Annotated in this window: 16 protein-coding genes and 2 riboswitches; of the genes, 15 read left to right on the forward strand and 1 reads right to left on the reverse strand. The window is 43.7% G+C overall.

What is annotated here, in order from left to right:
* Positions 1-6 precede the first annotated feature (6 nt).
* Positions 7-1,194, reverse strand: a complete 1,188-nt coding sequence (locus tag NST09_RS03300; protein WP_342493349.1) for an MFS transporter — start codon at positions 1,192-1,194, stop codon at positions 7-9.
* Positions 1,195-1,294: 100 nt separating this feature from the next.
* On the opposite strand from NST09_RS03300, the gene NST09_RS03305 reads away from it, so the two are divergent.
* The 15 genes from NST09_RS03305 to purF all read left to right on the forward strand — a co-directional run bounded on the left by NST09_RS03305 (position 1,295) and on the right by purF (position 15,122).
* The gene (locus tag NST09_RS03305) at positions 1,295-2,164 is read left to right on the forward strand and encodes a LysR family transcriptional regulator (protein WP_076822775.1); all 870 of its coding nucleotides are present in this window, start codon (positions 1,295-1,297) and stop codon (positions 2,162-2,164) included.
* Between the two features lie 135 nt (positions 2,165-2,299).
* Positions 2,300-2,401, forward strand: a riboswitch (purine riboswitch).
* Positions 2,402-2,546: 145 nt separating this feature from the next.
* Positions 2,547-3,872: an NCS2 family permease gene (locus NST09_RS03310; protein ID WP_035703624.1), complete on the forward strand. Its 1,326-nt coding sequence runs from the start codon at positions 2,547-2,549 to the stop codon at positions 3,870-3,872.
* A 206-nt stretch (positions 3,873-4,078) separates the two neighbouring features.
* Positions 4,079-4,240: a hypothetical protein gene (locus NST09_RS03315; protein WP_008344307.1), complete on the forward strand. Its 162-nt coding sequence runs from the start codon at positions 4,079-4,081 to the stop codon at positions 4,238-4,240.
* Positions 4,241-4,258: 18 nt separating this feature from the next.
* Positions 4,259-4,441, forward strand: coding sequence for a YezD family protein (locus NST09_RS03320; RefSeq protein ID WP_008344304.1), 183 nt, complete (start codon positions 4,259-4,261; stop codon positions 4,439-4,441).
* Positions 4,442-4,658: 217 nt separating this feature from the next.
* On the forward strand, positions 4,659-5,456 hold the full coding sequence (locus tag NST09_RS03325) for a hypothetical protein (RefSeq protein WP_065459938.1): 798 nt from the start codon (positions 4,659-4,661) through the stop codon (positions 5,454-5,456).
* A 305-nt stretch (positions 5,457-5,761) separates the two neighbouring features.
* Positions 5,762-6,316, forward strand: coding sequence for a DUF5698 domain-containing protein (locus tag NST09_RS03330; protein ID WP_008344300.1), 555 nt, complete (start codon positions 5,762-5,764; stop codon positions 6,314-6,316).
* On the forward strand, positions 6,313-6,513 hold the full coding sequence (locus tag NST09_RS03335; protein ID WP_017359825.1) for an NETI motif-containing protein: 201 nt from the start codon (positions 6,313-6,315) through the stop codon (positions 6,511-6,513). Before NST09_RS03330 ends, NST09_RS03335 begins: the two co-directional genes overlap by 4 nt.
* 79 nt (positions 6,514-6,592) lie before the next feature.
* Positions 6,593-6,694: riboswitch (purine riboswitch) on the forward strand.
* Positions 6,695-6,863: 169 nt separating this feature from the next.
* Entirely contained in the window at positions 6,864-7,352 is a 489-nt protein-coding gene (gene purE / locus NST09_RS03340; protein ID WP_017359824.1) for a 5-(carboxyamino)imidazole ribonucleotide mutase, read from the forward strand.
* Complete coding sequence (gene purK, locus NST09_RS03345) at positions 7,345-8,487, forward strand: 5-(carboxyamino)imidazole ribonucleotide synthase (protein WP_025206860.1); 1,143 nt, start codon at positions 7,345-7,347, stop codon at positions 8,485-8,487. Before purE ends, purK begins: the two co-directional genes overlap by 8 nt.
* Entirely contained in the window at positions 8,484-9,779 is a 1,296-nt protein-coding gene (gene purB / locus NST09_RS03350; RefSeq protein ID WP_148780533.1) for an adenylosuccinate lyase, read from the forward strand. The genes purK and purB overlap by 4 nt, the downstream gene beginning before the upstream one ends.
* Before the next feature lie 72 nt (positions 9,780-9,851).
* A complete protein-coding gene (gene purC / locus NST09_RS03355) occupies positions 9,852-10,574 on the forward strand; it encodes a phosphoribosylaminoimidazolesuccinocarboxamide synthase (RefSeq protein ID WP_007496901.1) in 723 nt (240 codons plus the stop codon).
* Positions 10,567-10,821 carry a phosphoribosylformylglycinamidine synthase subunit PurS gene (purS, locus tag NST09_RS03360; RefSeq protein ID WP_003214349.1) on the forward strand — a complete coding sequence of 85 codons (255 nt, stop codon included), beginning with the start codon at positions 10,567-10,569 and terminating at the stop codon, positions 10,819-10,821. The genes purC and purS overlap by 8 nt, the downstream gene beginning before the upstream one ends.
* The gene (gene purQ, locus NST09_RS03365) at positions 10,818-11,501 is read left to right on the forward strand and encodes a phosphoribosylformylglycinamidine synthase subunit PurQ (protein ID WP_008344292.1); all 684 of its coding nucleotides are present in this window, start codon (positions 10,818-10,820) and stop codon (positions 11,499-11,501) included. Before purS ends, purQ begins: the two co-directional genes overlap by 4 nt.
* Positions 11,485-13,716 carry a phosphoribosylformylglycinamidine synthase subunit PurL gene (purL, locus tag NST09_RS03370; protein WP_008344291.1) on the forward strand — a complete coding sequence of 744 codons (2,232 nt, stop codon included), beginning with the start codon at positions 11,485-11,487 and terminating at the stop codon, positions 13,714-13,716. Before purQ ends, purL begins: the two co-directional genes overlap by 17 nt.
* A complete protein-coding gene (purF, locus tag NST09_RS03375) occupies positions 13,692-15,122 on the forward strand; it encodes an amidophosphoribosyltransferase (protein WP_017359819.1) in 1,431 nt (476 codons plus the stop codon). The genes purL and purF overlap by 25 nt, the downstream gene beginning before the upstream one ends.
* Positions 15,123-15,200 lie beyond the last annotated feature (78 nt).

Genomic DNA, 15,200 nt, shown 5'->3' on the forward strand with positions numbered 1-15,200 from the left:
ACATGATTACACATGTTCGCTTTTTATCTGTTGTTCCACCAGTCGATGACGACTGAACGAGTACCGAATCAACATCAACGCAACAAAACTGGCTAGCCCGCCAATCCAACTTAAATTCGTTACATTTGTATACTGAATAATCAGACCACCCATTGACGAGCCAAGCATCATGCCGATATTCATAATCGCTGTATTAAAGCTCAGCACGGTTTCTGATGTTTCGGGTTTTAGGGAGATGAGATAAAATTGCTTCGCTGGTGTTGTTGTCCATGTGGCGGTGCCCCAAATGGCGAGCGTGATGAAGACGCCAACTACCGAAAATTGTGTAAAGGATAATGCAAAGAGCATGAGCATCTGAACCGTGATGCTGATTGAAATGGTTCGGTTTGGTCCCCATTGATCGACAGCGTATCCACCAAAGCGCGAGCCAATAAAAGCGGAGATGCCTAAGACAAGCAAGGCAATGCTTGTCAGTTCAAGCGTAAATCCGGATGTCTGTCGCAATAATGGCGAAATGTAAGCAAATACCATCGTGTAACCTAAAATCCAAAAGGCTGTCGTGGCTAAGCCGCTTAACACCCTACGGTCTTGAAGAATTTGAATTTGCTGTTTGAATGGCACATGGGAATGTCCCTCCATAGGCGGTAATAATCGATACAGAAGAAACAAGAGACAAGCGGTCCCTATTGCAATGATGAGAAAAATGGCATGCCAATCTACATATCCTGCTAAAAATGTTCCAATCGGTACACCGAGTACTAGTGAAACTGTAAATCCAGTGATTACTGTTGCCATCGCACTCCCCTTTTTTTCTGGCGGGGCGAGCTGCGCTGCATAATTTGTTGCGAGTACAATATATAAGCCGCCACTCATGGCCATGATGACCCGTGAGAGCATGAGTAGCATAAAGTGATGGCTAAAAAAGGCGAGCACATTCCCCGCTATAAACATGGAAATTGCCGATAAAAGAACCTTTTTTCGATTCAATTTCGATGTGGCCATGACTAAAAAGAGGGCACCCACCGCATAAAAAAGAGAATAGATGGTGATGAGCTGTCCCGCAACCGGGATGGAGATGCGCAGATCGTCAGAAATGATGTCCAGTATGCCTGATACGACGAATTCTGAAGTGCCTGTGACGAAAGAACCGACGGCTAAAAGAAATATGAGCAATGGATAAGATGTACTTTTCATTTTGAACCCTTCCTTTATGTTGAAACGTTGTATTTATTTTAAATTCCGTGCTAACATAAGTAAAATTGATGTTTTTCATGAAAGGGATGAGTGAATACTCATGAGCTTTGTTCGATTCGAGACGATGGCTAAGGTGGTCGAGCTAGGCAGTTTTACTGCTGCAGCTGAAGCATTAAATATGACACAGTCTGCCGTGAGTCATGCGGTGGCAAGTTTAGAGACGGAGTGGGGCGTGTCTTTATTCGTGCGTGACCGAAAAAAGGGCATCACGCTGACAGATACCGGTGAAACCCTTCTTCCGCATATAAGAGAAGTGCTAAATCGAGTAGAGAAAATTCAGCAGGAAATTGCGCTCACCAAAAATATTGAATCTGGCTTGATTCGGATTGGAACTTTTGCCAGTGCATCCGCTTGTTTATTGCCAAAGCTACTTGTGAGCTATCAGAAAAAGCATCCAAAGATTGAATTTAAATTCTATGAGGGGACATATGAAGAAATATTGGAGTGGCTCGATTCTGGCATTATTGATGTTGGGTTTGTTGTAAAAGGTAAAGCGGATGAAGCGTTTGATCTATTGCCACTTATGAAAGATAAAATGGTGGTCGCCTATCACGAAAATCATCGTTTTAAGCAGCAGCCAATTGTAGACATGGAAGAATTAGCAGATGAACCATTTATTATGCCAACTGGCATGTATCAATCCCATGTAGAGGATATTTTTTCGGAGGCACAAATCAAGCCGTCTATTTTATTTGAAGTGCATGATTGTACGACCATTGCCCGCATGGTTGGGGAAGGACTTGGTGTGACGATAGGTCCTGAGTTATTCCTAAAAACGCAGCAACTTGTGCAGATCAGTCATCTGAATGTATCGCATCATCGTGAGGTGGCGCTTGCCTGTCCATCGCTCACGCAAGCGTCTCCTGCTGTGAAGGCATTTTTCGATGTAGCAGAAACGGTTTTTGCCTGAATTCAGTGATGGGTGTATAAAGAACTAGATGTGATTTTCCAAATTCGTGTAATAAGACGAATGAAGCGGACATTTCTTTGAAAAATGTTCGCTTTTTGTATTGTGTTTTAAAAATGAAGTTGGTACAATAGACACAGAAATCAAATAGATAGAAGTCGTATAATGGCGGGGATATGGCCCGCAAGTTTCTACCAAGCTACCGTAAATGGCTTGACTACGTCAATTCACACTCGTTTGATATAAATCATGCATTGTTCTTGTTTGATGTCACGGTCTGAATTCACATTGTAGTCAAGCGTCCCAAAAACTGTTGGGGCGTTTTTTATTTGACTTGTGAATGGGACAGACTAAAGCAAAAGGACATGAAGGGAGTCAGTTGGCTTTGAAACAGTTTTTTCAGTTTGATGAGTTAGGTACGAATTATCGCAGAGAGATCATCGGCGGTTTAACGACATTTTTGTCGATGGCTTACATCTTGTTTGTCAATCCGATCACACTTGCTTTAGTAGCAGTACCGGATTTTCCAGATAAATTACGAATTGATCAGGGGGCTGTCTTTACAGCAACGGCGTTAGCTTCTGCGGCAGGTTGTTTCCTGATGGGATTGATCGCCAGGTACCCGATTGCAATTGCACCAGGTATGGGACTGAATGCGTTCTTCGCTTTCTCAGTTGTTCTTGGTATGGGGATCTCATGGCAGGCAGCACTTTCCGGGGTGTTTGTGTCAGGATTGATTTTCGTTGCTCTTTCTTTAACAGGTTTTCGTGAAAAAATCATTAATGCCATTCCATCTGAGCTGAAGCTGGCGGTTGGTGCAGGGATTGGTTTGTTCATTACATTTGTGGGTCTTCAAGGCTCCGGTATTATAGCCAATAACGATAATACGCTCGTTTCGATTGGAAACATTCATAGTGGTCCTGTATTGTTGACGGTATTTGGAATCGTTGTGACTGTCATTTTAATGGTTCTTCGAGTGAATGCAGGTGTCTTCATTGGGATGCTTGTGACAGCTATTGCTGGGATGATCCTTGGTCTTGTGCCAGTTCCATCTCAAATTGTAGATAGCATTCCAAGCTTGTCTCCAACTTTTGGTCAAGCCTTGATTCACTTGCCAGACATCTTCTCCATTCAAATGCTTGTGGTTATTTTAACGTTCCTATTCGTTGGGTTCTTTGATACAGCTGGTACACTTGTGGCTGTGGCAACGCAGGCTGGTTTAATGAAAAATAATGAGCTGCCGCGTGCAGGAAAAGCGCTTCTGGCGGATTCTTCTTCTATCGTCGTCGGTTCTGTTCTTGGTACATCAACGACGACGTCTTATGTTGAATCTAGTTCAGGTGTTGCTGCGGGTGCCCGTTCTGGTTTTGCAGCTGTCGTGACAGGTATTTTCTTCTTACTTGCGATGTTCTTCTCGCCGCTTTTATCTGTCGTGACACCGAATGTAACGGCACCTGCTTTAATCATTGTCGGTGCACTGATGGTAGCACCTCTTGCAAAGATCGCATGGGATCGTTTTGAAATTGCGGTACCGGCCTTCTTAACCATGATTATGATGCCACTCACATATAGTATTGCAACAGGGATTGCAATTGGTTTCATTTTCTACCCGATCACCATGATCTTTAAAGGAAAAGCAAAAGAAGTGCATCCAATTATGTACGGCCTGTTTGTCATCTTTATTCTATATTTTGCTTTCTTAAATCATTAATGGTTTGTCTGGAACAGCAGCTCATGGAGGCTGCTGTTTTTTGTAGGGAAATTTTAAAAACATAGTTGACTTATAGGAATTATGTGTTTATGATAAAAAGACATAATTCGCTGATTGGATCACCAAAGGCGCTTTGATTTCCTTTTTTCTATAGAAGGGTTCAGAGTGCCTTTTTTCTTGCATTCATCATAACGGGAGGGGATGACTTGTCACGCTGGCTTAGGCAGGTGATTGAGCGGAAAAAGCAGGTATTGATTGAGCAGCTCCTTTTATGGGGGCATGAAGAAAAACATGAAGCGCTCATGCACTATACGATTCATGAGCTGGAAAATGAGGTTCTCTATTTAAAAGAGCGCAAGCAAAATTAGTGGGATGGGGGATGAGCGATGGATGAACAAAAGCTGAATTTTATTTTATCTGCCTTAAAAGGGATTGAATACGGGTCGGTGGTGATCACCATTCATAATGGACAAATTACACAAGTCGATACGACAGAAAAGACTCGTTTCCCGGCACACCAGGAGAATCTTCGGATTCAGAAAGCAAAGCAGGGGCGCTATCGTTCATGAAAAGTGATGAAAGATGATGAAAAGCTGATCCAGTCATCAGCTTTTTTGTTTTGTCTTATTTTCTCTCCATTTAAAACCTCTTCATTCTTTTATCCGTCTATTCGTATGAACGTCAAGGAATCTTGACTGAATAGAGAGACTCCGCTACTTTAATAGGAGTCATTCGGACAGGTCACTTGAGCCTGTGCGGATTGTCTGAGATAGGAGTTGATATGGGATGTTAGAGAAAGATCAAGAGCAGGTCACATCTGAAACGAAAAACGAAAACGAAGAGCCATCAATAGATCAAGAAACGAGGCAGTCCCGCCTCAGCCGCAGTGCTGCAAAACGAGGAAGAACGGCTAAGCCAGCTGATGAAGAGCGTTCAGCAATTCAGCGCATTGCAAGAGGTGTAGGAGGTGCGTTTAAGCGCTATGGCTCATATGGGTTTGCGATGTTAAAATCACCGAGTCGTGCGATCCATCAAGCGGACACTTTACGCATGAAGTACGCCTGGATTTCAATTGTGTTGTTCAGTGTGTTTTTTGCTTTAGGCAACTACGTTCAATTAAAGGCGTCAAAGACCCGTTTATTAGGTTTTGGTATTCATTATTCCTTTGGTGACGCCTTTTTAAAGGTAGCGGTCTTTTCACTCATTCTGTTGACACTGATGATGCTGACGGTTTGGGTGCTCGGTAAGTACATGCTGAAAGGAAACATATCGCTGAAAGAAGTGATCATGAAGTTCGGTGCCGTGCTTGTGCCGGTTTTGGTTTTATCTATCCTTTGGCTTGTATTTGCCATGCTGAATATTCCATATGTAACGGTGATTTTATCCGTCATGATGTTTTTCGGTCTTCAGCTGATTGCCATTGTGCTCTTCCGCTCCATTCAATCAGATCAAGAAGCTGTGCGGGGAGACTTGATGTATGCCGGCTGGGTCTTTTTGTTGATTGAGCTCGTCATCATTGCCCTTTTATGGGGCATTGTCGGAGAGTATTTGATCCCATCACTTGTTCCAGTTCGGTTTGGATAAAACACGTTTCAGCGTGTACTCGGTATTTTTAAAATTCAAAGGTTTTCTATCACGCTGAAAAGAAGACAAAGGGTTAAAATAAAGTATATTTTAGCCCTTTATCAACCATCTAAAGCCTCCTTTTGAAAAAGGAGGTTTTTCATGTTGAGAAGAGGAAAAAACGGGTAAACTCTTGGTAACAAAGACCACCCCTTGTTGTCGAAAGATATATGTGTTTTTCTCGCGCAAATTTGATTGTATCAAGGTTTGTTCTCTAGTAGAATATGGGGTGCTTTATTTGATTTTTAGTGCAGGGGGTTCGAATCGTGCTTCAACAACTTTTATCCAATGCGTTCACCATGGTTTTGATTATTTTAGTGATTAACATTGTCTATGTCTCTTTTTCCACTATGCGTTTAATTTTAACAATGAAAGGCAGAAGGTATGCAGCCGCTTTTGCTGGTACTGTCGAGATGCTGATTTATGTCATTGGTTTGAGTATCGTATTAGATAACTTAGATCAAGTACAAAATGTCATTGCGTATGCGCTAGGTTATGGAATTGGAATCATTGTCGGGATGAAAATTGAAGAGAAGCTGGCACTTGGCTACATTACTGTGAACGTGATTACAAAAGAAATCGATCTAGATCTCCCAAAACAATTGAGAGAAAAAGGATATGGCGTCACCAACTGGGTAGTAGGAGGTCTTGAAGGAGACCGGTCAGCGATGCAAATTTTAACACCGAGAAAATATGAACTGCAATTATATGAAACGATTAAAACGCTTGATTCAAAGGCGTTTATCATTTCGTATGAGCCCAAAACGATTCATGGCGGCTTCTGGGTGAAGGCTGTGAAGAAAAGGAGAATTAAAGAATGACCGCAAAACCAAAGAAAAAGAAATTCTACGTGGAAGACAACATGACGATTGAACAAGTGTTGTCCCAGATGGCAGAGGAAGGCTACTCACCTGTCCGACGAATGGAGGAGCCCATCTTTCAGGAAAAGAAGGAAAATGGGTCGATTCAGATCATTCCGATTGGGAAAAAAATCGTATTTGAGGGAAAAATACTCTAAATCCGAACATTAAAACGACGACTTCATAGATTGTTCGATAAATCCGTTGACATCATGAACATCCGTTGTTAAGATAAACATGAAATCAAAACACGAGCCTCATATAATCTTGGGAATATGGCCCATAAGTTTCTACCCAGTTACCGTAAATGACTGGACTATGCAGGATAGTGAACAAAACTGACATGGCGTTTTAAAAGCGAACAGCGCTTACCATGGCCCGGTTTGTGTTGCTTCCTAACAATGCAATACAAACCGGGCCTTTTTGTTCGGCGTTTGACAAGCTACTTAGGTTTGGGAAGCGTGTCAAACGGTACAAAATCGAATAATAGCTTAAAGGTGGGGACAAAATGAAGCCGCTTGTAGGTGTCATCATGGGAAGTACATCTGATTGGGAAACAATGAAACATGCGTGCGATATCTTAGAGGAATTAAACATTCCGTATGAAAAACAGGTTGTATCCGCACATCGGACACCTGATTTGATGTTTGAATATGCGACTGAAGCAAGAGGTAAAGGACTCAAGGTCATTATTGCCGGTGCTGGAGGCGCAGCACATTTACCGGGGATGGTCGCAGCAAAAACGACACTGCCGGTCATTGGTGTGCCCGTACAATCAAAAGCATTAAACGGGCTGGATTCCTTATTATCCATCGTTCAAATGCCAGGCGGTGTACCTGTTGCCACAGTGGCAATCGGCAAAGCCGGTGCAACAAATGCAGGGCTTCTAGCTGCACAAATGATTTCAGCATTCGATGAAGCCGTTGCAGCACGCCTTGAAGAAAGAAGAGAGCAAACAAAACAAACTGTATTAGAAAGCAGTGATCAGCTTGGCTAAGCAGACCATTTTTCCAAACGCAACCATTGGTATCATCGGCGGCGGACAGCTTGGCAGATACATGGCCGTCAGTGCAAAGCAAATGGGCTACCGGGCAGCAGTCCTTGACCCTGTCACACTTTCTCCTTGTGGACAGGTTGCTGATACAGAAATCACAGCCGCATACAGTGACCTTGAAGCGATCAGGCAGCTGGCGGACATCAGCGATGTGGTCACATATGAATTTGAAAATATTGATTATGATGCACTCAATCAGCTGAAGGAAGAGGCGTATTTACCGCAAGGAAGCGAACTCCTTCTTTTAACCCAAAACCGTGAAACGGAGAAAAAAGGGATTGTAGATGCAGGCTGTGAAGTCGCCCCTTATCGCATCGTTCATGATGAGAAGGAGCTGAAAGATGCAGTAAATGCGCTTGGTTTGCCAGCTGTGCTGAAAACATGCAGAGGCGGTTACGACGGTAAAGGACAGTACGTCATCAAAGAGAAGGATCAGCTTCATGAAGCGGCTGCACTTCTTACGCATGGAACGTGCATTTTAGAAAGCTGGGTTCCTTTCCAAATGGAACTGTCCGTGATTGTGACGCGGTCTGTTCATGGGGAAATTGCGACATTCCCAGTCGCTGAGAACATTCATAAGCACAATATTTTATTCCAAAGCATCGTGCCTGCACGGGTAGATGGCAGCATTCAGGAGAAAGCAAAAGAGCTGGCAACAACGCTTGCTGAAAAGCTAGGGCTGGTCGGTACGCTTGCTGTTGAACTGTTCCTGACAAATGAAGGGAAGCTGCTCGTCAATGAACTGGCACCGCGCCCGCATAACTCTGGACATTACACATTGGATTTATGTGAGACGAGTCAGTTTGAACAGCACATTCGCGCCATATGCGGTTTGCCGCTTGGCGGAACAGCTCTTTTATCAGAGGGTATGATGGTGAATTTGCTGGGCGATGAAGTGGACATCCCAAAAGAACATCCTGAGCTTTTAAAGGAAGCGAAGCTTTATCTATATGGCAAACATGAAGTAAAAGCCGGCCGCAAAATGGGGCATATGACATTTATGAAACAGCTTGATGATGAATGGATGGCAAACATCACAAAGATATGGACTGAAAGAGATGGAGGAAACGGGAAATGATCGAACGTTACGCACGACCAGAAATGTCAGCAATCTGGACAGAGGAAAACAAATTTAATGCATGGCTTGAAGTAGAAATTCTCGCTTGTGAAGCTTGGGCAGAACTTGGCGTCATTCCGAAAGAAGACGTTGTGACTATGCGTAAGAATGCAAGCTTTGATATTGATCGTATTCTAGAGATTGAACAAGACACGCGCCACGACGTGGTTGCCTTTACGCGTGCTGTATCTGAATCTCTAGGAGAAGAAAGAAAGTGGGTTCATTACGGGTTAACATCTACAGACGTAGTGGATACGGCGCTTTCATATCTATTAAAACAGGCGAACGATATTTTGCTCAAGGACATTGAGAGATTTGTTGACATACTAAAAGAAAAAGCAAAAGAGCACAAATATACCGTCATGATGGGCCGTACACACGGTGTACACGCTGAACCGACAACATTTGGCCTAAAGCTTGGTCTTTGGTACGAGGAAATGAAGCGTAACTTAGAACGTTTTAAACAAGCAAAAGCCGGCATCGAATACGGCAAAATCTCTGGTGCTGTTGGCACATATGCGAACATCGACCCGTTTGTTGAGCAATATGTATGTGAGAAACTTGGCATCAAAGCTGCACCAATTTCAACCCAAACCTTGCAGCGTGACCGTCATGCAGATTACATGGCAACCCTTGCTTTAGTTGCAACAAGCATTGAGAAATTTGCTGTTGAAATTCGTGGTCTTCAAAAGAGTGAAACGCGTGAAGTAGAAGAATTCTTTGCAAAAGGACAAAAGGGATCATCAGCGATGCCGCATAAACGAAACCCAATCGGTTCTGAAAATATGACGGGAATTGCTCGCGTCATCCGTGGTTATATGCTGACTGCTTATGAAAATGTACCACTTTGGCATGAGCGTGATATTTCTCATTCATCTGCTGAACGCATCATTTTACCAGATGCAACGATTGCACTGAACTATATGCTGAACCGTTTCTCTAATATTGTGAAGAACTTGACGGTCTTCCCTGAGAATATGAAACGCAACATGGACCGCACACTTGGCTTGATCTACTCTCAGCGTGTTCTGCTTGCACTCATTGATACAGGTATGGCACGTGAAGAAGCATATGACACGGTTCAGCCAAAGGCGATGGAAGCTTGGGAGAAACAAGTACCATTCCGTACATTAGTAGAAGCAGAAGAGAAAATCACTTCACGCTTAACACCTGAACAAATCGCTGACTGCTTCGATTACAACTATCACTTGAAAAATGTCGATATGATTTTCGAACGTCTAGGTCTTGCGTAAGAAATGGGCCGCCTGCTAGTCAGGCGCCTAATCCTGAAAATTGCCAACATTCAAATTAGGAGGCCAATCTGAATGACTGTGAAACAAGAACTTCTCTACGAAGGCAAAGCGAAAAGAATCTATCAGACCGATGACGAGCATATTTTATATGTTGAATATAAAGACTCAGCTACAGCATTTAACGGTGAAAAGAAAGCGGAAATTGAAGGCAAAGGCAGACTGAATAACGAAATTTCCAGCTTGATTTTTCAAATGCTACATGAGAAAGGAATCAACAATCACTTTGTGAAACGCCTATCTGAAACAGAACAGCTCATTCAAAAGGTAGACATCGTACCGCTTGAAGTCGTTGTGCGAAACGTGGTGGCAGGCAGTATGTCAAAACGTCTTGGGATTCCAGAGGGAACGAAACTGGACACACCTTTGATCGAGTTTTACTACAAAGATGATGCACTCGGCGATCCGCTCATTACAGAAGATCATATTCGCATTTTACATGCAGCGACACCTGAACAGGTCGAGGAAATGAAACAAATCACAAGACAAGTGAATGAAGAATTGAAGCAAATCTTCTCAGATTGCCATGTGAATTTAATTGATTTCAAGCTTGAATTCGGAATAGATCACGAGAATCGTATTTTGCTAGCTGATGAGATTTCACCTGATACGTGCAGGCTTTGGGACAAAGACACAAACGAAAAGCTTGATAAAGACGTGTTCAGACGAAACCTGGGCGGCTTAACAAATGCATACGAAGAAATTTTCAAAAGACTTGGAGGCCATAAACATGTATAAAGTGAAAATTTTTGTCAGCTTAAAAGAGAGCGTTCTTGATCCACAAGGAAGTGCCGTGCAGCACGCTTTGCACAGCATGTCTTATCAGGAAGTAAAGGATGTCCGTATCGGGAAATATATGGAGCTAGTCATTGAGAAATCAGATCGTGACTTAGATACAGTGGTCAAAGAAATGTGTGAAAAATTGCTTGCCAACACGGTGATTGAAGATTACCGCTATGAGGTGGAGGAGGTTGTCGCACAGTGAAGTTTGCAGTGATCGTCTTGCCTGGCTCTAACTGTGATATCGATATGTACCATGCGATTCAAGATGAGTTAGGTGAACAAGTTGAATATGTATGGCACGACGAAACGAGTCTTGATGGTTTTGACGGTGTACTCGTACCAGGCGGTTTCTCTTATGGGGATTACTTAAGATGCGGTGCGATTGCTCGTTTTTCTAACATCATGCCGGCTGTGAAAAAAGCAGCTGCGGAAGGAAAACCTGTTCTTGGTGTTTGTAACGGGTTCCAAATTCTTCAGGAGCTTGGCATTTTGCCAGGTGCAATGAGACGGAATAAAGATCTAAAATTTATCTGTCGTCCAGTTGAACTCATTGTAGAGAACAACGAAACGCAATTTACAAGCGGTTATCAAAAAGGTGAATCGATTACGATTCCTGTAGCACACGGAGAAGGCAACTTCTACTGTGACGAAGACACGTTAGCGAAGCTGATTGAACGAGGCCAAATCGCTTTCACTTACGGTGACGATATTAATGGCAGTGTGAATCGAATTGCAGGTGTAACGAATGAACAGGGCAATGTACTCGGCATGATGCCGCACCCTGAGCGCGCAGTTGATTCATTACTAGGCAGCGCAGACGGACTTAAATTGTTTCAATCTATCGTGAAAAATTGGAGGGACACTCATGTCACTACTGCTTGAACCAAGTCACAAGCAAATTAAAGAAGAGAAATTGTATCAGCAAATGGGATTGAGTGATGAAGAATTCGCTTTAATCGAATCCATTATTGGCAGGCTGCCAAACTACACAGAAACGGGTATCTTTTCTGTCATGTGGTCAGAGCATTGCAGTTATAAAAACTCAAAGCCTGTTTTAAGCAAATTCCCGACAAAAGGAGAGCATGTTCTTCAAGGTCCTGGGGAAGGCGCTGGAATCGTTGATATTGGAGACAACCAAGCGGTTGTATTTAAAATCGAATCACATAACCATCCATCTGCAATTGAACCGTATCAAGGAGCGGCAACAGGTGTTGGCGGAATCATCCGTGATGTATTCTCCATGGGTGCTCGTCCAATTGCGGTATTAAACTCTCTTCGTTTTGGTGAACTGACTTCACCGCGCGTGAAGTACTTGTTTGAAGAAGTAGTGGCAGGGATTGCAGGCTATGGAAACTGTATCGGTATTCCAACAGTCGGCGGAGAAGTTCATTTTGATCAAAGCTATGAAGGGAACCCGCTCGTTAACGCGATGTGTGTAGGGTTAATCAACCACGAAGACATCAAGAAAGGGCAGGCAAAAGGTGTTGGCAATACGGTCATGTACGTTGGTGCTAAAACGGGACGTGACGGGATTCACGGTGCAACATTTGCGTCTGAAGAATTTTCTGATGAATCAGAAGAAAAACGTTCAGCGGTTCAAGTCGGCGATCCGTTCATGGAAAAGCTTTTGCTTGAAGCATGTCTTGAAGTCATCAAAAATGATGCGCTTGTGGGCATTCAAGATATGGGAGCGGCTGGCTTAACTAGCTCAAGTGCAGAGATGGCAAGTAAAGCTGGTTCAGGTATCGAAATGAACCTAGACCTGATCCCGCAGCGTGAAACAGGCATGTCAGCGTATGAAATGATGCTGTCTGAATCCCAAGAGAGAATGCTGTTGGTCATTGAAAAAGGCCGTGAGCAAGAAATCATTGATATTTTTGAAAAATACGATCTTGAAGCAGTCTCAGTCGGTCATGTGACAGACGATAAAATGCTTCGTTTACTCCATCAAGGAGAAGTAGTGTGTGAGCTTCCAGTTGATGCACTTGCAGAAGAAGCACCGGTTTATCACAAGCCGTCAAGTGAGCCTGCATACTATCGCGAGTTTTTAGAAACAAAAGTGGAAGCTCCAGCGATCACAGATGCAGCAGATACATTGAAACAGCTGTTAAAGCAGCCAACGATTGCGAGTAAAGAATGGGTTTACGATCAATACGACTATATGGTTCGTACAAACACAGTCGTTGCACCTGGCTCTGATGCGGGTGTGCTCAGAATCCGTGGGACGAAAAAAGCTCTTGCGATGACAACAGATTGTAACGCACGTTATCTCTACCTTGATCCAGAGGTCGGCGGGAAAATCGCCGTTGCAGAAGCCGCACGTAACATTGTCTGCTCAGGCGCTCGTCCGCTTGCAGTAACAGATAACTTGAACTTCGGTAACCCGGAGAAACCAGAAATCTTCTGGCAGATTGAAAAATCTGCTGACGGCATTAGCGAAGCTTGCCGTACTTTAAGTACACCGGTCATCGGCGGTAACGTCTCTTTATATAACGAGTCAAATGGAACAGCCATTTACCCAACGCCAGTCATTGGCATGGTTGGTTTGATTGAAGATACAGCTCATATTACGACTCAATCGTTCCAGCAGGCAGGTGATGTGATTTTCGTCATTGGTGAAACGAAGGAAGAATTCGCAGGCAGTGAGCTTCAAAAAATGACAGAAGGCCGTATCTACGGAAAAGCACCAGAAATTGATTTGGATGTAGAGCTGGCGCGTCAAGAAGCCCTATTAGCAGCAATTCAAAACGGACTTGTTCAGTCAGCACATGATGTGTCTGAAGGCGGTCTTGGTGTAGCTCTAGCTGAAAGTACATTTGGAACAGATGGTCTTGGCGCTGATATCCAGATCGATCTAAACAGCGCTGCATCACTATTTAGTGAATCACAGTCACGTTTTGTCGTCACAGTGAAACCAGAAAACCGCGAAGCATTTGCTGCGGCTGTGCAAGATGCAAAAGAAGTTGGAACGGTCACAAATGATGGTGTATTCACTGTCAAAAATCAAGAAGGACAACAATGGATTCATGCGGCAGTCAACGAGCTTGAACGCGCATGGAAAGGAGCGATCCCATGCTTGCTGAAATCAGAGGCTTAAACGAAGAATGTGGCGTCTTTGGGGTTTGGGGACACGAAGAAGCCCCGCAAATCACATATTACGGATTGCATAGCCTTCAGCACCGAGGACAAGAAGGTGCGGGAATTATTGCAACAGACGGTGAAAACCTGACGTCACACAAAGGCCTTGGACTGATTACGGAAGTGTTCCAAAACGGTGAGCTTAAGGATTTAAAGGGAAAAGGTGCGATCGGACACGTTCGGTATGCGACAGCAGGCGGAGGCGGCTTTGAGAATGTGCAGCCCCTCTTCTTCCGCTCACAAAACAATGGTAGTCTTGCCCTTGCTCATAATGGAAACTTGGTCAATGCAACGCAATTAAAACAGCAGCTAGAGAATCAAGGAAGTATTTTTCAAACGTCTTCTGATACCGAAGTGCTCGCTCACTTAATTAAGCGTAGCGGATATATGGATTTGAAGGATCAAATCAAAAATGCTCTGTCCATGTTAAAAGGAGCTTATGCTTTCTTAATTATGACGGAAACAGAAATGATCGTAGCGCTTGATCCGAACGGATTACGCCCACTTTCACTTGGTATGCTTGGGGATGCTTATGTTGTCGCTTCTGAAACATGTGCTTTTGATGTCGTCGGTGCTACCTATTTACGAGATGTAGAGCCTGGCGAAATGCTGATCATTAATGATGAAGGCTTAAAATCTGAGCGCTTCTCAATGAACATTAACCGCAGCATGTGCAGCATGGAATACATTTATTTCTCAAGACCGGACAGCAATATCAATGGCATCAACGTGCATAGTGCGAGAAAGAATCTTGGCAAGAAGCTTGCAGAAGAAGCACATGTCGAAGCAGATGTCGTGACAGGTGTGCCAGACTCCAGTATTTCTGCAGCGATTGGTTATGCCGAAGCAACAGGTATTCCATATGAGCTAGGTTTAATTAAAAACCGATATGTCGGCCGGACATTTATTCAGCCGTCTCAAGCATTGCGTGAGCAGGGCGTGCGAATGAAGCTGTCTGCTGTGCGCGGGGTGGTCGAAGGCAAACGTGTCGTCATGGTGGATGATTCCATCGTACGCGGAACAACAAGCCGCCGAATTGTGACGATGCTAAGAGAAGCAGGTGCGACGGAAGTGCATGTACGCATTAGTTCACCGCCAATCGCTCATCCGTGTTTTTATGGAATTGATACGTCTACACACGAAGAGCTGATTGCGTCATCTCATTCAGTGGAAGAAATTAGACAGGAGATCGGTGCAGACACCATTGCATTTTTATCTGTAGACGGTTTAATGGACGGGATTGGCAGAAAGTATGATGATCCGCAGCGCGGTCAGTGTTTAGCATGCTTTACTGGAAAATACCCGACCGAAATTTATGAAGATACTGTCCTTCCTCATGTGAAGGAAACAGTCCTGACGAAATAATCGAATAATGGAGCAGCAGTCAACGTGATTTGATATGCTGCTCTTTCATTCTGCCGAAAATACATGGAAGACAAGCAG

It is taken from the genome of Bacillus sp. FSL W7-1346 (assembly GCF_038593335.1).
Lineage (GTDB): Bacteria > Bacillota > Bacilli > Bacillales > Bacillaceae > Bacillus > Bacillus altitudinis.